The sequence below is a fragment of the Pseudomonas sp. Ga0074129 genome (assembly GCA_001465025.1).
Taxonomy (GTDB): Bacteria; Pseudomonadota; Gammaproteobacteria; order Pseudomonadales; family Pseudomonadaceae; genus Aquipseudomonas.
Genome location: LNDO01000094.1, coordinates 101,366 through 120,795, shown reverse-complemented (window position 1 = coordinate 120,795; position 19,430 = coordinate 101,366). Strand labels below are relative to the sequence as shown.

The 19,430-nt window shown below is 60.9% G+C and carries 17 protein-coding genes; 10 read left to right on the top strand and 7 right to left on the bottom strand.

The features are described from left to right. Positions 1-286 precede the first annotated feature (286 nt). Positions 287-1,780, top strand: a complete 1,494-nt coding sequence (locus AUK77_RS14605; protein WP_296130907.1) for an aldehyde dehydrogenase — start codon at positions 287-289, stop codon at positions 1,778-1,780. Between the two features lie 292 nt (positions 1,781-2,072). Continuing rightward, the gene (locus AUK77_RS14600) at positions 2,073-3,230 is read left to right on the top strand and encodes an MFS transporter (protein ID WP_296130905.1); all 1,158 of its coding nucleotides are present in this window, start codon (positions 2,073-2,075) and stop codon (positions 3,228-3,230) included. Positions 3,231-3,249: 19 nt separating this feature from the next. On the opposite strand, the gene AUK77_RS14595 is transcribed toward AUK77_RS14600, so the two are convergent. Then, on the bottom strand, positions 3,250-4,563 hold the full coding sequence (locus tag AUK77_RS14595; protein WP_296130901.1) for an FAD-binding oxidoreductase: 1,314 nt from the start codon (positions 4,561-4,563) through the stop codon (positions 3,250-3,252). 321 nt (positions 4,564-4,884) lie between these two features. On the opposite strand from AUK77_RS14595, the gene AUK77_RS14590 reads away from it, so the two are divergent. After that, complete coding sequence (locus tag AUK77_RS14590; protein ID WP_296130953.1) at positions 4,885-5,226, top strand: YkgJ family cysteine cluster protein; 342 nt, start codon at positions 4,885-4,887, stop codon at positions 5,224-5,226. Positions 5,227-5,391: 165 nt separating this feature from the next. Here AUK77_RS14590 and dadR read toward each other — a convergent pair whose 3' ends face one another. After that, positions 5,392-5,880, bottom strand: a complete 489-nt coding sequence (gene dadR, locus AUK77_RS14585) for a transcriptional regulator DadR (RefSeq protein ID WP_090250512.1) — start codon at positions 5,878-5,880, stop codon at positions 5,392-5,394. Between the two features lie 154 nt (positions 5,881-6,034). Here dadR and dadA point away from each other — a divergent pair, with 154 nt between their 5' ends. The 5 genes from dadA (at position 6,035) to AUK77_RS14560 (ending at position 10,003) form a co-directional block, all read left to right on the top strand. Then, positions 6,035-7,333 carry a D-amino acid dehydrogenase gene (gene dadA / locus AUK77_RS14580; RefSeq protein WP_296130899.1) on the top strand — a complete coding sequence of 433 codons (1,299 nt, stop codon included), beginning with the start codon at positions 6,035-6,037 and terminating at the stop codon, positions 7,331-7,333. Further along, entirely contained in the window at positions 7,308-7,658 is a 351-nt protein-coding gene (locus AUK77_RS14575; RefSeq protein WP_296130897.1) for a RidA family protein, read from the top strand. Before dadA ends, AUK77_RS14575 begins: the two co-directional genes overlap by 26 nt. Positions 7,659-7,747: 89 nt before the next feature. Then, a complete protein-coding gene (gene alr, locus AUK77_RS14570; RefSeq protein WP_296130894.1) occupies positions 7,748-8,821 on the top strand; it encodes an alanine racemase in 1,074 nt (357 codons plus the stop codon). Positions 8,822-8,922: 101 nt separating this feature from the next. Beyond that, on the top strand, positions 8,923-9,471 hold the full coding sequence (locus AUK77_RS14565) for a cupin domain-containing protein (RefSeq protein WP_296130951.1): 549 nt from the start codon (positions 8,923-8,925) through the stop codon (positions 9,469-9,471). Positions 9,472-9,580: 109 nt separating this feature from the next. Then, the gene (locus AUK77_RS14560) at positions 9,581-10,003 is read left to right on the top strand and encodes a c-type cytochrome (protein ID WP_296130891.1); all 423 of its coding nucleotides are present in this window, start codon (positions 9,581-9,583) and stop codon (positions 10,001-10,003) included. Between the two features lie 92 nt (positions 10,004-10,095). Here AUK77_RS14560 and AUK77_RS14555 read toward each other — a convergent pair whose 3' ends face one another. Continuing rightward, positions 10,096-10,668: a xanthine phosphoribosyltransferase gene (locus AUK77_RS14555; protein ID WP_296130886.1), complete on the bottom strand. Its 573-nt coding sequence runs from the start codon at positions 10,666-10,668 to the stop codon at positions 10,096-10,098. 200 nt (positions 10,669-10,868) lie between these two features. Continuing rightward, positions 10,869-12,878, bottom strand: a complete 2,010-nt coding sequence (rep, locus tag AUK77_RS14550; RefSeq protein WP_296130883.1) for a DNA helicase Rep — start codon at positions 12,876-12,878, stop codon at positions 10,869-10,871. A 260-nt stretch (positions 12,879-13,138) separates the two neighbouring features. Here rep and AUK77_RS14545 point away from each other — a divergent pair, with 260 nt between their 5' ends. Next, positions 13,139-14,812 carry a bifunctional diguanylate cyclase/phosphodiesterase gene (locus tag AUK77_RS14545; RefSeq protein WP_296130881.1) on the top strand — a complete coding sequence of 558 codons (1,674 nt, stop codon included), beginning with the start codon at positions 13,139-13,141 and terminating at the stop codon, positions 14,810-14,812. Between the two features lie 10 nt (positions 14,813-14,822). Here the strand turns inward: AUK77_RS14545 and pbpG are convergent, their stop codons facing one another. Continuing rightward, entirely contained in the window at positions 14,823-15,725 is a 903-nt protein-coding gene (pbpG, locus tag AUK77_RS14540; protein ID WP_296130878.1) for a D-alanyl-D-alanine endopeptidase, read from the bottom strand. Positions 15,726-15,865: 140 nt separating this feature from the next. Between pbpG and chrA the strand changes: the two genes are divergently transcribed. Beyond that, positions 15,866-17,209 carry a chromate efflux transporter gene (gene chrA / locus AUK77_RS14535; RefSeq protein WP_296130875.1) on the top strand — a complete coding sequence of 448 codons (1,344 nt, stop codon included), beginning with the start codon at positions 15,866-15,868 and terminating at the stop codon, positions 17,207-17,209. 76 nt (positions 17,210-17,285) lie between these two features. Here chrA and AUK77_RS14530 read toward each other — a convergent pair whose 3' ends face one another. After that, positions 17,286-18,632, bottom strand: coding sequence for a glutamine synthetase family protein (locus AUK77_RS14530; protein ID WP_296130873.1), 1,347 nt, complete (start codon positions 18,630-18,632; stop codon positions 17,286-17,288). A 170-nt stretch (positions 18,633-18,802) separates the two neighbouring features. Continuing rightward, positions 18,803-19,360: an XRE family transcriptional regulator gene (locus tag AUK77_RS14525; protein ID WP_296130870.1), complete on the bottom strand. Its 558-nt coding sequence runs from the start codon at positions 19,358-19,360 to the stop codon at positions 18,803-18,805. Positions 19,361-19,430 lie beyond the last annotated feature (70 nt).

The window sequence follows — 19,430 nt, the reverse complement described above, 5'->3', positions numbered from 1 at the left end:
CGCCTGTTCTGGGCAGGCTTGTTGTCGATAGAGGTATTTCGGCAGTCTATGTTTAATAAAGCGCACATAACAAGGCGGATTTAGCGCTTATTGTAAAAAATAATGGAAGTGTGCGGGCCTCTGGTTTAGTGTTGCTGGCAGGATTGGGTCGTAAGAATCTGTTCACGATTTAGCGCAGCAGGGCCGACGCGCAGCAGGTCGTAAGCAGGTTCTGCAGCCCATGCAGAATAATTGACAGCGCGTGCGGCCAACCTGCGGCGCTTTACTAGCGATAGAGGATGTTCGAATGACTAGCCTGACTCGTGCCGACTGGGAGCAGCGTGCCAAAGACCTGAAGATCGAAGGCCGTGCCTTTGTTCATGGCGAGTACCGCGATGCGGTATCGGGTGCCACATTCGAATGCATCAGCCCGGTTGATGGCCGTTTGCTTGGTTTGGTGGCCAGTTGTGATCTGGTCGATGCTGAGTTGGCGGTAGCGGATGCCCGTGCCACCTTCGAGTCTGGCGTGTGGTCGCGTATGGCCCCGGCGCAGCGTAAGCGCATCATGATTCGCTTTGCCGACCTGCTGGATCAGCACACTGAAGAACTGGCGCTGCTGGAAACCCTCGACATGGGCAAACCAATCAGCGATGCCCTGAGTGTCGACGTTCCGGCAGCCTCGCGTGCCATTCGTTGGAGCGGTGAAGCGGTCGACAAGATCTACGACGAAGTGGCACCGACGCCGCATGACGAGTTGGGCCTGGTGACCCGTGAGCCAATCGGCGTGGTGACGGCTATCGTGCCGTGGAACTTCCCGATGATCATGACCTGCTGGAAGCTCGGCCCGGCACTGGCCACCGGCAACTCAGTGATCGTCAAACCCTCCGAGAAGTCCCCGCTGACCGCTCTGCGTATGGCGCAACTGGCGCTGGATGCCGGTATACCGGCGGGTGTGCTCAACGTACTGCCGGGCTTCGGCCATACCGTGGGCAAGGCGCTGGCGTTGCATATGGATGTCGACACGCTGGTGTTCACCGGCTCGACCAAGATCGCCAAGCAACTGATGATCTACGCCGGCGAATCGAACATGAAGCGCGTCTGGCTGGAAGCGGGCGGCAAGAGCGCCAACATCGTTTTTGCCGACGCGCCGGATCTCAAAGCCGCCGCCGAGGCCGCCGCCGCGGCGATCTGCTTCAACCAGGGCGAGATGTGCACCGCCGGTTCGCGCCTGCTGGTGGAGCGTTCCATCAAAGACCAGTTTATGCCCATGGTGCTGGAAGCCATGCAGGACTGGAAAGCCGGTCACGCGCTGGACCCGAACAGCAAGGTCGGGGCGTTGGTCGATGCCGGCCACCTGAATGCCGTGCTCGGCTATATCGACGCCGGTCACAAGGATCAGGCCAAGCTGCTGTGCGGTGGCAAGCGCACTCTGGAAGAAACGGGCGGCCAGTATGTCGAACCGACCATCTTCGATGACGCGAACAACAGCATGCGCATCGCCCAGGAAGAAATCTTCGGCCCGGTGCTGACGGTGATTCCGTTCGACACCACCGAAGAAGCCATCCAGATCGCTAACGACAGCATTTATGGCTTGGCGGCTGCCATCTGGACCAGCAACCTGTCCAAGGCGCACCTGGCGGCCAAGGCGCTGCGTGTCGGCAGCATGTGGGTCAACCAGTACGACGGCGGCGACATGACCGCGCCGTTTGGCGGCTTCAAACAGTCCGGTAACGGTCGCGACAAGTCGCTGCATGCGTTCGACAAGTACACCGAGATCAAGGCCACCTGGATCAAGCTATAGCGCTTCCGGGCGATCTCCGGGCCGTCGGCCATGCTGCGTTGTGTCCTCGCTTTTAATGCTCACGTACTGCAGTACGCTCCGCTTAAAAGCTCCGGGGCGCCTGATTCGCTAGCGCTCACCCTTCGGGCCAGCCTGCGGCTGTTACTCCCGCTGGTCGTTGGTCCTGGCCTTGGTCTCGTAGTGCTCGGTTGATGGCAGCGCTAAGCCCACCTGCGGCCGGGTTCCTATGGAGCCCGGCCGTTTTGCATCTGCGTGGTGGGCGTTGAGTCGGTCAGGCTGTCGAGTGAGAAGAATGAACTGGATGACCTATTTCGCCGTCATTGCGGCGGTGGTGATTGTCGGCTTGGCATTGGGGGTGACGCTGCCGCTGGTGTCGTTTCGTCTTGAGTCCTGGGGCTACGGTTCGTTTGCCATCGGCGTGATGGCGGCCATGCCGGCCATCGGGGTGTTGCTCGGGGCGCGCATCACTGGCCATCTGGCCGGCTGGTTCGGCACGCCGCAGACCTTACGCCTGTGCTTATTGGCCAGCGCCGCCTCGGTGGCGCTGCTCAGTGTTATGCCCAGCTATCCACTCTGGCTGTTACTGCGTCTGCTGATCGGCATCTCCCTGACCGTGGTGTTTGTGCTCGGCGAAAGCTGGATCAACCAGTTGGTTGAGGACCGTCTGCGCGGCCGTCTGGTGGCCTTATACGGCACCGGGTTTGCGCTCAGTCAGTTAAGCGGGCCGTTGCTGTTGACCGTGCTGGGCACGGAGAGTGATCGCGGGTTTTGGTTGTCGGCGGCGTTGCTGGTCGTTGGCAGCCTGTTGCTGCTGGGGCGTGGCGGCGCACCCAAGGTGGATGCACACAGCGCTTCGGGGCGTGGCATTGTCGAGTTTTGTCGCACGTCACCGGCAATTGCCTGGGCGGTGGTGCTGTTTGCTGCCTTTGAGGCCATGGTGCTGACCTTGCTGCCGGTGTACTTGGTGCGCGAGGGCTTTGCCCAGCAGATGGCGCTGATCATGGTCAGCGTGGTGGTGATTGGTGATGCGGCGCTGCAATTGCCGATTGGTTGGCTGGCCGACCGTGTGCCGCGACAGACGCTGTTCCGCTGTTGCGGGGTGGTGCTGTTGCTGTCGAGCCTGAGCATGCCGTGGTTGCTGCATACGCCGCTGATCTGGGGCGTGCTGGTGCTGTTTGGCGCGAGCGCGGGCGGCTTGTACACCTTGTCGCTGATTCTGGTCGGCCAGCGCTATCGTGACGATGCGCTGGTGCGCGCCAACTCGCATATCGCCCTGCTCTGGGGCGCGGGTTGCTTGCTCGGGCCGTTGTCGACGGGGGCTGCCAGTCAGTGGGTCAGCGGCCACGCACTGCCAATGTTGATGGCGGTGGGCGCGGCCGGTTTTGTCTGGCTGGCGTACCGTCGCGGTGCTTTCGCCGAGCCGCCAGCGCCGGCTGCGATGCAGCCCTGACGGGCAGAGACGCGGCGGGTTAGATCAGCTCTTTCATCCGGTGCCAGAGCATGCCCAGCGCCAGCAGTGGCGAGCGCAGGTGCTTGCCGCCAGGGAAGGTCATGTGCGGCACTTTGGCGAACAGATCGAAGCCGCTGCTGGCCTGACCGGCGATGGCTTCGCCGAGCAACTTGCCGGCCAGGTGCGTGGCATTCACGCCGTGGCCGGAATAGGCCTGGGCGTAATAGACGTTAGCCTGGTCTTTCAGGCGACCGATTTGCGGCAGGCGGTTGGCACCGATGCCGATCATGCCGCCCCATTGGTAGTCGATGCGCACGTCGTTCAGGTGCGGGAACACCGCGAGCATCTTCGGTCGCATGTACGCGGCGATGTCAGCGGGGTCGCGTCCGGAATAGTGGCAGGCACCGCCGAACAGCAAGCGGCGATCGGCCGATAGGCGGTAATAGTCCAGCGCCACACGCTGGTCACACAGGGCCATGTTCTGCGGGATGATGGCTTTGGCTTCAGCCTCGGACAACGGTTCGGTGGCGATCACATAGCTGCCCGCGGGCAGCACCTTGCCGCCCAGATTGCTGTTCAGGCCGTTGAGGTAAGCGTTGCAGCCGAGCACCAGGGTGGCAGCGCGCACCACGCCCTGAGCGGTGTGCACCTTGACCTCTGGGCCATAGTCGATGCGTGTCACCGCCGAGTTCTCGAATAACTGCACGCCCAGACCCTGTGCCGCCGCGGCTTCGCCAAGGGCCAGGTTGAGTGGGTGCAGGTGGCCGGAGCCCATATCGATCATGCCGCCCACGTAGCGGTCGGAGCCGACCACTTCGCGCATCTGCTCCGGTTGCAACAAGCGCATCTCGTGGCGGTAGCCCAGCTGTTTCAGCTCGGCCATGTCTTCGGCAAAGCCTTCGAGGTGGCTGGGCTTGTTGGCCAGGTCGCAATAGCCCCAGGTCAGGTCGCAGTCGATAGCGAAGTGCTGGATGCGCGCACGGACGATTTCCACCGCTTCCAGGCCCATCAATTTCAGCTCGCGCACGCCTTGTGCGCCGATCACCGGCTCAAACTGCTCAACGCCATGGCCGACGCCGCGAATCAGTTGCCCGCCGTTGCGCCCGCTGGCCCCCCAGCCAATTTTGTGTGCCTCCAGCAACGCGACCGAAAAGCCTTTTTGCGCCAATTCGATGGCTGTATTCAGGCCGGAAAAACCACCACCGACGATGCACACATCCACTCGCACTTCGCCGCGCAGGGCGGGGTAGTCGAGTTGACGGTTGGTGCTGGCGGCGTAGTAGGAGCGGGCGTGCTGGTCGCTGTGAACCGGCTGGTGAACGCGGGCGTTCATGTGTGGAATCCTGATTTTTGTGTTTGGAAAATTTTACGAAGCATAAGCGTGGGATTTGCCAAACGCCAAGAGCTAATCGTGAAATAAGCGGATTTTCGTCGGTTAATAGCGCAATTGCCGCGATTAGGCACCATGTCCCGTTACTATGCGCGCCGGTATGTCAGGGTGATGTTTATGAGTTGCACCAGTCGCACGATCGACACGCTGTGGGATGAAAATAAAGTGTCATCCGTATAAATTTGGTATCGGAAAGGATGATACTTTAGCGATGTACGGCACCGCTGGAGGCCAGGAAAAACGGGGCGCTTAGGATGAAACTTTATTTTCATCCAACACACGCTGCGTTTGCAGATTCCCAGTTTTGCCTGTGTGCCGGGCTGCCATGACTGCTGCGGACCAGTCACCGCCTCATCCGAAGAAATGTCGCGGCTGCCGGTGAAAAGCGATGCCGAGCATGATGCCGCGTTGGCGGAATACAATTGCGTGCACCTCGGCCCGCAGGGGTGCACGGTGTATGACCAGCGCCCGCTGATCTGCCGCTTGTTTGGCACCACGCCCAGCCTGCCGTGTCCGCGCGGCCAAGGGCCGGAGCAGATGACTGAACCTGCGGTAGAAAAGCAGGTGCACCGGCTGATCGCCACAACCCGCCAGGTGCTGGTGTAGGTTGGGCTTGGATAATCTGATTCTATCGCCGCTAAAGCCCCTCCCACGGGGAGTGCTGCCTGTGGCGGCCACGTGCGCGGCAATCTGTGGGAGGGGCTTTAGCGGCGCTTGGCGCAGCCGCGTTCTCACCAATCGGGCGGCGTTCTAGCGGGCGCAGTATGGGCGTCAGTCGGCAATCGGCAGGCTCAGGCTTTCTTTCACTTCTTCCATGACGATGTAGCTCTTCGACTCGCGCACATGTGGCAGCTTGAGCAGGATGTCGCCGAGCAGCTTGCGGTAGCTGGCCATCTCGTTGATGCGCGCCTTCACCAGGTAGTCGAAGTCGCCGGAAACCAGGTGGCATTCGAGTACGTGCGGCAGCTTGAGCACCGCGCGGCGGAACTCCTCGAAGGTGTCGCCGGATTTGTAGTCCAGGCTGATCTCGACAAACACCAACAGGCTGGCCTTGAGCTGCTGCGGATTGAGCCGGGCGTGATAGCCCATGATGATGCCTTCGCGCTCCAGGCGGCGCACGCGCTCGGTGCAGGGCGTGGTCGACAGGCCAACCCGCTCACCCAGTTCGGTAAAGCTGATACGCCCGTCTTCCTGCAGGATGCGCAGGATATTGCGGTCGATTTTGTCCAGTTCGCGGCGGCTTTGGTGCTGGGTGCGCATGGTGGATACCCCTCTGCGGAAGGCGATATTGCCAAGAATTGTCGCCAAATATAGCTATTTATATAGTGAAAAGCACTGCTGATCTCTTCCTATACTGCGCTCAATTGTGATCTCAAGAATATCCGTCGCGCGTTGTCGCGGCGAGGAGAGCGGTATGCGGGTTCTGATTCTCGGCAGCGGTGTGATTGGTACAGCCAGTGCGTATTACCTGGCGCGTCAGGGCTTTGAAGTGGTGGTGGTCGACCGGCAGGCGGCCCCGGCCATGGAAACCAGCTTCGCTAACGCCGGTCAGGTGTCTCCGGGCTACGCCTCGCCGTGGGCCGCGCCGGGCGTGCCGCTGAAAGCCATCAAATGGTTGCTGCAAAAGCACGCTCCGCTGGCGATCAAGGCCACCGCCGATATCGATCAATACCTGTGGATGGCGCAGATGCTGCGCAACTGCACTGCCAGCCGTTACGCGGTGAACAAAGAGCGCATGGTGCGCCTGTCCGAATACAGCCGTGACTGCCTTGACGAACTGCGCGCCGAGACCGGTATCGCCTACGAAGGCCGTACGTTGGGGACTACTCAGCTGTTCCGTACTCAAGCGCAATTGGACAACGCCGCCAAAGACATCGCGGTGCTGAAGCAGTCGGGCGTGCCTTACGAGTTGCTCGACCGCGCCGGTATTGCCCGCGTTGAACCAGCGCTGGCGGCAGTGACCGACAAACTGGCCGGCGCGCTGCGTTTGCCGAATGACCAGACCGGCGATTGCCAGCTGTTCACCACCAAGCTGGCGGAAATGGCCAAAGCGCTGGGTGTGGAATTCCGCTTCGGTCAGAACATCCAGCGCATCGACGCGGTGGGTGACCGGGTCAATGGCGTGTGGATCGATGGCAAGCTGGAAACCGCCGACCGCTACGTGCTGGCGCTTGGCAGTTTCAGCCCGCAATTGCTTAAGCCGCTGGGTATCAAAGCGCCGGTGTACCCACTCAAGGGTTACTCGCTGACTGTGCCCATCACCAATGTGGCGATGGCGCCCACCTCGACCATCCTCGATGAAACCTACAAGGTGGCGATTACCCGTTTCGACAACCGCATCCGCGTCGGTGGCATGGCTGAGATTGCCGGTTTTGACCTGAGCCTCAACCCGCGTCGCCGCGAAACCCTGGAAATGATCACCGCCGATCTTTACCCGCAGGGCGGCGACCTGCGCCAGGCCGAATTTTGGACCGGGCTGCGGCCGGCCACCCCGGACGGCACACCAATTGTCGGTGCCACCGGCTTACGCAATTTGTTCCTCAACACCGGTCACGGCACACTGGGCTGGACCATGGCCTGCGGCTCCGGTCGCCTGCTTGCCGATCTGATGGCAAAAAAGCGTCCGCAGATCAGCGCCGAAGGCCTGGATATTTCTCGTTACAGTCGTTCCCAGGAGAATCACAAGCATGTCAGTACAGCGCCTGCACACTGAAAGTCGCTACAGCGAAATCGTCATCCATAACGGTACGGTCTACCTGGCCGGGCAACTGGCGGACGATCTGAGTGGTGATATCGTGCAGCAAACCCGCGAGACCCTGGCCAGTACGGATCGCCTGCTGGCCGAGGCCGGCAGCGACAAGTCGAAGATCCTCTCCGTGACCATCTACCTCAAGGACATGGACCGCGATTACGCCGGCCTCAATGAGGTCTGGGATGCCTGGGTTGCCCCCGGTGCCGCGCCCGCTCGCGCTTGCGTCGAGGCAAAGATGTACAAGCCTGAAGTGCTGGTGGAAATGATGATCGTGGCCGCGCTATAACGCCGCCCGTCCCGTTTGCGATAAGTGTTTGCCCGGCCATCACACCGGGCTTTTTTATAGTCTGAAAACTGCTGATAGCCGAGAACGTCATGCGTCCTTCCCGCGCCCTGATCGACCTGCAAGCTTTGCGTCACAACTACCAATTGGCCCGCGAGGTCAGCGGCGCACGCGCTTTGGCGGTGATCAAGGCGGATGCCTACGGCCATGGCGCGGTGCGTTGTGCGCAGGCGTTGCAGGAGCAGGCCGACGGTTTTGCCGTGGCCTGCATCGAGGAAGCGCTGCAACTGCGCGAGGCCGGTATTCGTGGGCCGATCCTGTTGCTGGAAGGTTTTTTTGAGGCCGACGAATTGCCGCTGATCGAGCAGTATGATCTTTGGTGTGTGGTGCATTCGTCGTGGCAGTTAGAGGCGATTGAGCGCAGCGCTATCCGCACGCCGCTGACGGTCTGGTTAAAGATGGACAGCGGCATGCACCGCGTGGGGCTGCACCCTGCGGATTATCAGGCGGCCTATCAACGTTTGCTGGCCAGCGGCAAGGTGGCGAAGGTGGTGCTGATGAGCCATTTCGCTCGCGCCGATGAGCTGGACTGCCCGCGCAGTGAGGAACAGCTGGCGGTATTTCAGCAGGCGCGCCAGGGCATAGTCGCCGAGGTCAGCCTGCGTAATTCGCCAGCCGTATTGGGTTGGCCCAATGTGCCGAGCGACTGGGTGCGTCCCGGCATCATGCTCTACGGCGCCACCCCGTTCGAGCAGGCGCAGGCCGTGGCCGCGCGGTTGCAGCCGGTGATGACTCTGGAGTCGAAGATCATCAGCGTGCGCGAACTGCCGGCCGGCGAGCCGGTGGGCTATGGTGCGCGCTTTGTCAGCGAGCGGCCGACTCGCGTCGGTGTGGTCGCCATGGGCTATGCCGACGGTTACCCGCGCCATGCACCGACCGGCACGCCGGTGGCGGTCGACGGTCAACTCACCCGCTTGATTGGTCGTGTGTCGATGGACATGCTCACCGTTGATTTGACCGATCTGCCCCACGCGGGCCTGGGCAGCCGCGTCGAACTGTGGGGCAAACAGGTGTTGGCCAGCGAGGTGGCCCAGCAGGCGCAGAGCATCCCTTATCAGTTGTTTTGCAACCTGCGCCGGGTGCCGCTGCTCTATCTCGGGGATTAAAAGCCCCGGCTGCGATGAGTTTGAACACAGGTGTTGTAAATTCTGAACGCTATGCGATGATACGGCCACTTTTCCGTATCTCTCCCAAGGGGGCTCCAGCATTGGACGTCGGTGTTCGACTGCAATCCATTCGTAAACTCAAAGGCCTTTCCCAGCGTGAACTCGCCAAACGGGCGGGCGTCACCAACAGCACCATTTCGATGATCGAGAAGAACAGCGTAAGCCCTTCGATCAGTTCGTTGAAAAAGGTGCTGGCCGGTATTCCCATGTCGCTGGTGGAATTCTTTTCTCTGGATGTAGAGCCGGACAATCAGGCCCAAGTGGTCTACCGTGCGGAGGAACTGACCGACATCTGCAGCGGAGCCATCACCATGAAACTGGTGGGCAAGGCGCACCCGACGCGGGCCATCTCCTTCCTTGATGAAACCTACCCCAGCGGCACCGACACAGGCGACGAAATGTACGCCCATGAAGGCGAAGAGGCCGGCATGTTGGTGGAGGGCAAGTTGGAACTGACCGTGGGCGAGGAGGTGTTTATCCTGGAGCCTGGCGACAGTTACTACTTTGAGAGCAGCAAGCCGCATCGCTTTCGCAACCCGTTTGAGCAACCCGCTCGGTTGATTAGCGCCACCACGCCGGCTAATTTCTAAATAACCCTGCGACAATCTGGGTTGTTTCAGCGCAACCGGCTTACCGTTATACTGACGTGGCTCGCGAAACCGTGGCCGCGAGCGTGACTAGCCACGAAGAGGGTGTACCGTGAACCTGATTAAAAAGCTGTTGGTAGCACCGGCTACCGTATTGGCCCTGTGGGCAGTGACTGCTCAGGCCACGACCGACGACGCCATTGCCGAGCGACTGAAGCCGGTGGGTGAAGTCTGTGTGATGGGTGAAGAGTGCAAAGGTGTGGGTGCTGTTGCGGTTGTCGCCGGCGGCGCTGCGCGCACAGCTGACGACATCATTGCCAAGCACTGCGCCGCCTGCCATACCCCAGGTATTTTGGGCGCGCCGAAAATCGGCGATACCCCAGCTTGGAAAGCGCGTGCGGATAAAGAAGGTGGCGTAGACGCTATCCTGAAAACAGCAATCGCCGGTATCAATGCCATGCCGCCAAAAGGCACCTGTGCCGATTGCACCGATGATGAGCTGCGTGAAGCCATCGTCAAAATGTCTGGCCTGTAAGCGCTTGGCATTAACCAAAAAACCGCCTTCGGGCGGTTTTTTATTGCCTGATACTTAAACGGGCGCCAAGCATCCTGGCGCTCGCGGGTGTATCACTCGATAAAGCTGACCTGGCCATCTTTGAGTGAGCCGATGCGCGCCAGTGACTCGACCCGATAGCCTTGCGCGTCCAGTTCGGCGCGGCCGCGCTGGAAGGACTTTTCGATCACCACACCAATGCCGGCAATGCTCGCGCCCGCTTGGCCAATCAGGTCGATCAGCGCGCGTGCCGCGTGGCCGTTAGCCAGGAAATCATCGATCAACAGCACGTGATCATGGGCGTTCAGGTGTTTGGCCGAAATAGCCAGGGTGCTTTCGGTTTGCTTGGTGAACGAAAACACCTTGGAGATGTACAGGTTGTCGGTGAGCGTCAGCGACTGGTACTTGCGCGCAAAAATCACCGGCACGCCCAATTCCAGGCCGGCCATTACCGCCGGGGCAATGCCCGAGGCTTCGATGGTGACGATCTTGGTGATGCCAAGGCCAGCGAAGCGCTGGGCAAACTCATGGCCAATTTGCTGCATCAGCGCCGGATCAATCTGGTGATTGAGAAAGGCATCGACCTTGAGCACCTGCTCCGAGAGTACGGTGCCTTCATCGCGAATTTTCTGTTTCAGCGCTTCCACGCGGCGTCCCTCGTTGTTCTAGTGTTTTGCGTAGGATGGGTTGCGATGTAGGTTGGGTTGAGGCGCGCAGCGGCGAAGCCCAACATTGGGTGCCGCATGGCATGTCACTCGCCTTGTTGGGCTTCGTTCCTCAACCCAACCTACCTCGTGATTAATCAATTATTCCTGGCGGCCACATTACTGGCAGCGTCGCTGCGTGACTATTTTTTCAGCATCGCCCGCATGTTGGCCAGTGCCGAGTTGCCGGTGGCGGCTTTGACCTCCGGGGCGGCGTCCTCCAGGCCTTCCCATACCAGATCCTCCGGCGGCAATTCATCAAGGAAGCGGCTCGGTGAACAGTCGATGATCTCGCCATATTGTTTGCGCTTAGCGGCGAAGGTCATGGTCAGGTTGCGTTTGGCGCGCGTGATGCCCACGTAAGCCAGGCGGCGCTCTTCCTCAACCGTATCGGCCTCGATACTGGAGCGGTGCGGGAGGATTTCTTCCTCCACGCCGAGGATGTACACCGACGGGTATTCCAGCCCTTTGGACGCATGCAGGGTCATCATCTGCACGCCCTCGGCACCTTCTTCCTCTTCCTGCTGACGTTCGAGCATGTCGCGCAGCACCAGTTTGCCGATGGCGTCCTCGATGGTCATCTCGCCATCTTCGTCGCGCTCCAAGGTGTTTTTCAGCGCTTCGACGAGGAACCAGACGTTGCCCATGCGCGCGTCGGCAACTTTGTCGTTGGAGGCGTTCTGGCGTAGCCAGTTCTCGTAGTCGATATCCATGACCATGCTGCGAATGGCGGCAATCGGGTCGTTCTGCGCGCATTCCTGGCGCACCCGGTCCATCCATTTGGTAAAGCGCGCGAGGCGTTCGGTGTAGCGTGCATCCAACTGTTCGCCCAGGCCGATTTCGCCAGCGGCGGCGTACATGCTGATTTTGCGGCTGGTGGCGTAGTTGCCGAGTTTTTCTAGGGTGGTTGAGCCGATTTCACGGCGCGGCACGTTGATCACGCGCAGAAAGGCGTTGTCGTCATCCGGGTTGACCAGCAGGCGGAAGTAACTCATCAAATCCTTCACCTCTTGCCGGGCGAAGAAGCTGGTGCCGCCGGACAGACGATAAGGAATCTGGTGGTGCTGCAGCTTCAACTCCATCAGCTTGGCCTGGTAGTTACCCCGGTAAAGGATGGCGTAGTCACTGTAAGGCCGCTGCGTGCGCAGGTGCTCGGTGAGGATTTCCAATGCCACGCGTTCACACTCGGCATCTTCGTTACGGCAGCGGATCACGCGAATCTCGTCGCCCATGCCCATCTCGCTCCACAGTTGCTTCTCGAAGGCATGCGGGTTGTTGGCAATGAGGATGTTGGCGCATTTGAGGATACGGCTGGTGGAGCGGTAGTTCTGCTCCAGCATCACCACCTTCAGCGACGGGTAGTCCTCTTTCAGCAGCATCAGGTTTTCCGGCCGCGCGCCGCGCCAGGCGTAGATCGACTGGTCGTCGTCGCCCACCACAGTGAACTGGTTGCGCATGCCCACCAGCAATTTCACCAGCAGGTATTGGCTAGCGTTGGTGTCCTGGTATTCGTCGACTAGCAGGTAGCGAATGCGGTTTTGCCACTTTTCCAGGATGTCTGGGTTGTCCTGAAACAGCTTGACCGGCATCAGGATCAGATCATCGAAGTCCACCGCGTTGTAGGCTTTGAGTGTGCGCTGGTAGTGCAGGTAGACGATAGCGGCGGTCTGCTCCTTGGGGTTGCGCGCCATGGCCACGGCGTCTTCGGGCAGGACTAAATCATTCTTCCAACTACCGATGTAATTCTTGATCTCGTCGATGCCATCGTCGCCGGCATATTCCTTTTGCATGATGTCCGAGAGCAGCGCCTTGATATCGCCCTCGTCGAAGATCGAGAAACCCGGCTTGTAGCCCAGCGCCGCATATTCCTTGCGGATGATGTTCATGCCCAGGTTGTGGAAGGTCGACACCGTCAGGCCGCGGGCTTCCGGGCCTTTGAGCAGGCTGCCGACGCGTTCTTTCATCTCGCGCGCGGCTTTATTGGTAAAGGTCATGGCAACGATGTGCCGGGCCTGGATGCCGCAGTTCTGCACCAGATGGGCGATTTTGCGCGTGATCACGCTGGTTTTGCCGGAACCTGCGCCGGCGAGCACCAAAAGTGGGCCGCCGACATAGTTCACGGCTTCTTGCTGCCGGGGGTTCAGTCGGGACATGAAATCGATCGTCTGGGGAGTGGGCGCGCATTTTAACAGGCCTGAGGCGTTCTGCCGTGCCGATCTGAAACTGTGCCGCAGCGCACATACTGGCAAACGGCCACGCTTGGCTAATTCGCGTATTGCAGTAATCTGAGGGCACTTTCGGCTACCTGCTCAGCAGGCAAAGCGCCACAGACACAAGGATGTGCGTGATTAGACGTCGATGACGACGCATCCGAGCGGCAACAACGCTCTTTATTGTGTAGTAGGGGAAGTTCTTGTCCGCTTTTGTTGAACCTATAAGGCTGCTGGTACTGGCTGAAACGCCCTACTGGGTGCAGCTGTTGCGCCAGCGTCTGGCTGATTTGGGCAGCGGCTACGCATTGATCACGGCGCCCTCCTGGGAGGCTGCCAGCGCGCTGTTTGATAAACCCAGCAATGCCCTGTTGCTGGCTACGCCTAACCACCTGCCTGCTGGCGGCCACTGCGCTCTGCCGACCATTCTTTTGCTCGAAGTCGAACCTGAAACCGAGCCTGAAGGCGTGTGTGACTGGCTGGTGGCCGAGCGCTTGAGCAGTGATGTACTCCGCCGTTGCCTGCGCTATGCCTGTGAGCGCGGCAAATTGCACGACACTGTGCAGCGGCTGGCTGAGCAGGATGCCTTGACCGGGATCGCCAACCGCCAAGGCTTTCACACCCTGCTCGCTGCACGACTGGTGGAGTCTGCCGGGCTTGGGCTGAGCCTGGGGCATCTGGATCTGGATAACTTCCGCCATGCCAACGATGCCCTCGGTTATCAGGGCGGCGATCAGCTGATTCGTCAGGTGGTGGCGCGGATCAAGGCGCAGTTGCAGGCGGGCGACCAACTGGCGCGATTGGGCAGTGACGAATTTGCCTTGCTACTGGATAACCGCCGCGACCCGCAACGTGCCGAGCGGCTGGCGGCGCAGATCGTTGAAGCGCTCAGCGAACCCTACTGGGTTGACGGTGAGAGCCTGTTGATTGGCTGCAGCCTGGGCCTTGTCCATGCCCGCGCCGAGAGCAGCGCCGACCCGCTGATGTGGTATGCGCACATCGCCATGCAACAGGCCAAGAGTCAGCAGGGTTGTACCTTCCATGTCTATGACGAGCGCATCAACCGCAGCGCGCGCAATCAGGCAGATCTGGAAAGTGAGTTGCGCCGCGCCTTGCGCCGTGACGAGTTGGAGCTGCATTACCAACCGCGTCTGTGTGTGCAAACCGGACAAATTCTTGGCCTGGAAGCCTTGGTGCGCTGGCAGCACCGTGAATATGGGTTACTCGGGCCGAATGAGTTTGTGCCGCTGGCCGAGGAAAGTGGGCTGATTGTGCCGCTCGGCTACTGGGTGATCAGCCGTGCCCTGCGCGACATGCAGTGGTTGCTGGGGCGTGGGTTGCCGCCGCTGCACATGGCGGTCAATTTGTCGTTCCGTCAGTTTCAGGACAGCCAATTGCTGCCGACGCTCAGTCGCCTGATTGAAGAGCGCGGGGTGGATGCGCAGTGGCTGGAGTTTGAGTTGACCGAAACGGCCGTGATGCGCCGCAGTGATCAGGTGCAAAAAACCATGCAAGCGTTGGCGCAACTGGGCGTCAGCTTTTCATTGGATGATTTCGGCACCGGATTTTCATCGTTTGTGCACCTCAACAACCTGCCGATCACCTTGCTGAAAATCGACAAGAGTTTTGTTGCCGGCATGTGTGAACGCAGCGAGAGCCGGCAGATGGTGCGGGCAATGATCAACCTGGCGCACAACCTCAACCTGCAGGTGGTGGGCGAGGGTGTGGAAAATGCCGAGCAACTGGCCTTGTTGCGTCAGTTCGGCTGCGATCAGGTACAGGGCTTTCTGATCAGCAAAGCGCTACCGCTCAATGAGCTGGCGCGCTTTCTGGTGTACGGCGCACGCCAGCCGCTGACTGTGCCCAGTCACGGCTGACGCTACGTAGTTACTGCGTAGCCTGCGCCTGACGCTGCGCCAGCTTCTGCTCGCGGTAGCTGATAGCCGCAGGGGCCACGGCGGTGATTTTGCCAGTTTCCAGCCAGCGTTTGAGGCGCGTGGCGTCGGCCATGTGGGTGTACTTGCCGAAGGCATCGAGCACTACAAAGGCCACCTGACGGTTATTCATCACGGTATTCATCACCAGGCAGCGTCCGGCTTCGCTGGTGTAGCCGGTTTTGCTCAGTTGCACGCTCCAGTCGGGTTTGCGCACCAGGTTGTTGGTGTTGCGAAAGCCTTGGGTGTAGTTGGGCTTGCGGAACGCCTGGGTCTTTTCCGACGTGGTGCTGAACTGGCCTATCAGTGGGTACTGGCGCGCCGCCTTGAGCATCAGCACCAAGTCGCGGGCGCTGGACAGGTTGTGTTCCGATAGCCCGGTGGGTTCGACAAAGCGCGAGCTGTTCATGCCCAGCGCGCGGGCCTTGGCATTCATCGCGGCGACAAAGGCGCTGTGGCCACCCGGGTAGTGATGCGCCAGGCTGGAGGCGGCGCGGTTTTCCGAGGCCATCAAGGACAGCAGCAGCATGTCGCGGCGGCTGAGTTCGCTGCCCACGCGCACGCGGGAGAACACACCGCGCATTTCCTGGGTGTCGCGAATCATGATCGGCAGCATTTCATCCAGCGGCAACTTGGCGTCGAGGGTGACAATGGCGGTCATCAGTTTGGTGACCGAGGCAATCGGCACCACGCTGTCGGCGTTGCGCTCGTAGAGCACCTGATTGGTTTGCAGGTCCACCAGCAGGGCACTGCCGGAGGCCAGTTCCTGTTGTTTGGCGGCAGCCTGGATGTTCGAGGCAACTACAACGCAGCTGCAGATCAGCAGCAGGTTTACGATCGAATGACGGATATTCACGGCGTCTTCACGGGCAAGGGGTGGGGGATGGCGAAACGTTGCGCAGTATACGGAAATCCACGCGCGGCTTAAGCCATGCCGGCTTAAATCGTCATGCGGGCAGGCTATAGTGCGCGGGTTTCCAGAGGATGAGCCTGCCCATGTCCGATACACCCGCACCTGACGCGCCGCGTTCTGTGAGTTTGGCTGAAGCCTTCTGGTTCTGGCTCAAGCTGGGCTTGATCAGCTTTGGCGGGCCGGCGGGACAGATTGCGATCATGCATGAGGAGTTGGTCGAGAAGCGCCGTTGGCTCTCGGAGCGGCGCTTTTTGCATGCCCTGAACTACTGCATGTTGCTGCCGGGGCCGGAGGCGCAGCAGTTGGCCACCTACATCGGTTGGTTGCTGCACCGCACCTGGGGCGGGGTGATCGCCGGGGTGCTGTTCGTGTTGCCGTCGCTGTTTATCCTGATCGGGCTGTCCTGGCTGTATATCGCCTATGGCGATGTGCCGTGGGTGGCGGGACTGTTCTACGGCATCAAACCGGCGGTGACGGCGATTGTTGCGCAGGCGGCCTGGCGTATTGGCGGGCGCGTGTTGCGTAACCGCTGGCTGTGGGGCATTGCCGGGGCATCTTTTGTGGCGATCTTTGTGTTTAACCTGCCATTTCCGCTGATCGTGCTGGGGGCTGCGCTGTGTGGCTACCTCGGCGGTCGTCTGTTGCCGCAGTCGTTCAGCGTCGCGGGTGGGCATGCGGCGGCTCAAGCGTCTTACGGCCCGGCGCTGATTGATGATGACAGTCCGGTGCTGCCTCACACACGTTTTAAGCCGTCGCGCTTGGCGTTGTTGCTCGCGGTGGGTGCGCTGCTCTGGCTGTTGCCGATGGCGCTGCTCACGGCCCTGTATGGTTGGGACGGTACGTTGACGCAAATGGCCTGGTTCTTCACCAAGGCGGCCCTGCTGACCTTTGGTGGTGCCTACGCGGTGTTGCCCTACGTGTATCAGGGCGCGATCGATCACTACGGCTGGCTGACGCCGACGCAGATGATCGACGGCCTGGCGCTGGGCGAAAGCACGCCGGGGCCGCTGATCATGGTGGTGGCGTTTGTGGCCTTTGTCGGGGCGTACCTGCAGCCGGTGTTCGGCGGCGATTCGGGCTTTGCCAGTGGTGCCGCGGCGGCGGCGCTGGTCACCTGGTTCACTTTTCTGCCGTCATTTCTGTTTATTTTGGCCGGCGGGCCGCTGGTGGAATCCACCCACGGCGAGCTGAAATTCACCGCGCCGCTGACCGGTATTACCGCAGCGGTGGTGGGGGTAATCCTCAACCTAGCACTGTTCTTCGCCTATCACGTGCTTTGGCCGCAGGGCTTTAGCGGCACCTTCGAGTGGCCGTCGGCCCTGCTGGCCGTGGCGGCGGCGCTGGCGCTGCTGCACTTTAAACGCGGGGTGATGGAGGTGCTGCTGGTGTCGGCACTGGCTGGGTTGGCGGTGCACCTATTGCGTTGACGCTCTACGGTTCTCAGAAGCCACCCGTAGCCCGGATTGCGCCAAGGCTTATCCGGGCTACGAGGGCGTGGAGCGGTTAGAGAAACCAGCGGTATTCCCGCGCACTCACTTCCTGCATAAAGGCCAGATGGTCCTGGCGCTTGTTCTCGCAGTAGACCATCACAAACTCTTCGCCCAGGCCTTGGTTGACCACCGCATGGCCGCGCATGGCGCTGACCGCGCCGAGCATGTCCTGCGGGAAGTCGATGCCGCTCTGGCGGTTTTCGTTAAGCGGCGCAATCGGTTCAATACCGACATCCAGACCGTGTTCCATTCCGGTGAGGATCGCGGCCAGCACCAGATAGGGGTTGGCGTCGGCACCGGCCAGGCGGTGTTCGATGCGCAGGTTCTTGCCGTCTGACTCGGGGATGCGAATGCACGCATCACGGTCTTCAAAGCCCCAACTGGCGCGGCTGGCGGCGTTGACCATGGCACCGTAGCGGCGGAAGGCGTTGTGGTTGGCCGCGAAGATCGGCATGCAGTGCGGCAGCAACTCCAGGCAGCCGGCCACGGCATGGCGCAGCGGGCGTTGTTCATCGGCGGCGAGCAGGTTTTTGCCGGCAGCGTCATACAGGCTGACGTGCACATGCATGCCGCTGCCCGGCGCGTGCAGGTAGGGCTTGCTCATAAAGCTGGCGCGCTGGCCGTGCTTGAGCGCCACGCCACGGGTGCTGCGGCAGAACAATGCGGCCCAGTCGGCGGCACGCAGGCCGTCGTCGCAATGGCCGAAGTTGATCTCGAACTGGCCGGGGCCAAGCTCAGCAGTGATCACATTGGCGTCAATGCCCTGTTCATTGGCGGCGTCGACGATGGCGTGCAGCACATCGCTAAAGCGCGACAGACGTTCGATGTGCATGTTCGGTTGGTCATCCGCATCGTCGCAAAGCGGGTCGCGGGGGAACTGCGGCAGGCCGTCTTTCAGCGTGCGATCAAACAGGTAGAACTCCAGCTCGAAGGCCACCACCGGACGGATACCCCTTGCTTCTAGGCGCTTGAGTACGCGGGCGAGCACTTCACGCGGCTCAAATTCGATGGGCGCTTCGGTGCCATCGGAGCTGATCAGCATCTGCCCCAGCGGCTGGCTTTCCCAGCGCACCGGCTTGAGCGTGCCGGGAATCAACCTGCGCGGCGCGTCCGGGTCGCCGTCGTTAAAGCAGTAATCACCAATCGGGTGCAGGCCGCCCTGTACGCCCAGCAGCACGCAGTTCTGCGGGATTTTCAGCGGGCTGCCGGCGGCAACCTTCTCCAGCATGTCGATGGGGTAACGCTTGCCGTAGAAATGCCCGGGGATATCCAGGCTGATCAGGTCGACATAGCGCACCTCGGGGTTGGCGCTGCGGAAGGCGCGGACTTCGCTGAGCAGGTCGGGGAATGATGAGTTCATGTTTTGCTCTTGTTCTCATAGGTGCCAAGAAAATTCGGATCAAAACCGTCACGAGCGAAGGTCAGGCAAGGCGAAAGCAGGCGAGGACGCGGAGTTTACAAGTCGTAAATGAGCAGTCCGAGCCTGCTTTCAACGCAGCATGGCCGAGCGCAGTCGGTTTTGGCCGAATTTCAGGTGAAGACCCAAAGCACTCGTGTGGGTAAGTCGGTGAGGTTGGCGTAGCGAAATTGTGCGTGCGGCGGCAATTGGAAGCTGTCATTCGGGCCGAGGGTGACCGGCTCGGCGGCGTCGCCGTACCAGATGGTCAGCTCGCCTTCGAGGACAAAGCCGCCTTGTTCGGAGCTGTCGTTCAGGTGGCCTTCGCCGCTGGTGGCGCCGGGGTCTAGGCGGCTTTCGAGCATGGAGAAACCGCCCGACATGGTCGGTGAGGCCAGCACATCGGTGATGCCACCGGCGTAGTACAGCGTGCGGCGTTCGCCGGGGCGGGTGACCCAAGGCACGGCGCGCGGTTTGCTCAGGCTGTAGAAGTAGGTGGTCGGCACGCCGAGGCTTTCGCTGATGGCGGTTAGGTCGGCCACGGTTGGGCGCGACAGGCCGCGTTCGACTTGCGAGAGAAAGCCCACCGACCGATCAATGCGCGCCGCCAGCTCACCGAGGGTGAGGTTTTTGTGCTTGCGCAGATCGCGGATCAGGATCGCCAGGCCTTCGACTTCGTCTTGCATGTCCATGTTGTTTCCTTTTTACGTAGCCCGGATGCAATCCGGGGAGGGTGGTCCCGGATTGCATCCGGGCTACGGG

Excerpts from the sequence above, each read along its gene's own strand:
- AUK77_RS14605 (WP_296130907.1), top strand. The coding sequence starts at position 287 with ATGACTAGCCTGACTCGTGCCGACTGGGAGCAGCGTGCCAAAGACCTG.
- AUK77_RS14600 (WP_296130905.1), top strand. The coding sequence starts at position 2,073 with ATGAACTGGATGACCTATTTCGCCGTCATTGCGGCGGTGGTGATTGTC.
- AUK77_RS14595 (WP_296130901.1), bottom strand. The coding sequence starts at position 4,563 with ATGAACGCCCGCGTTCACCAGCCGGTTCACAGCGACCAGCACGCCCGC.
- dadR (WP_090250512.1), bottom strand. The coding sequence starts at position 5,880 with ATGCGCACCCAGCACCAAAGCCGCCGCGAACTGGACAAAATCGACCGC.
- dadA (WP_296130899.1), top strand. The coding sequence starts at position 6,035 with ATGCGGGTTCTGATTCTCGGCAGCGGTGTGATTGGTACAGCCAGTGCG.
- AUK77_RS14575 (WP_296130897.1), top strand. The coding sequence starts at position 7,308 with ATGTCAGTACAGCGCCTGCACACTGAAAGTCGCTACAGCGAAATCGTC.
- alr (WP_296130894.1), top strand. The coding sequence starts at position 7,748 with ATGCGTCCTTCCCGCGCCCTGATCGACCTGCAAGCTTTGCGTCACAAC.
- rep (WP_296130883.1), bottom strand. The coding sequence starts at position 12,878 with ATGTCCCGACTGAACCCCCGGCAGCAAGAAGCCGTGAACTATGTCGGC.
- chrA (WP_296130875.1), top strand. The coding sequence starts at position 15,866 with ATGTCCGATACACCCGCACCTGACGCGCCGCGTTCTGTGAGTTTGGCT.
- AUK77_RS14530 (WP_296130873.1), bottom strand. The coding sequence starts at position 18,632 with ATGAACTCATCATTCCCCGACCTGCTCAGCGAAGTCCGCGCCTTCCGC.
- AUK77_RS14525 (WP_296130870.1), bottom strand. The coding sequence starts at position 19,360 with ATGGACATGCAAGACGAAGTCGAAGGCCTGGCGATCCTGATCCGCGAT.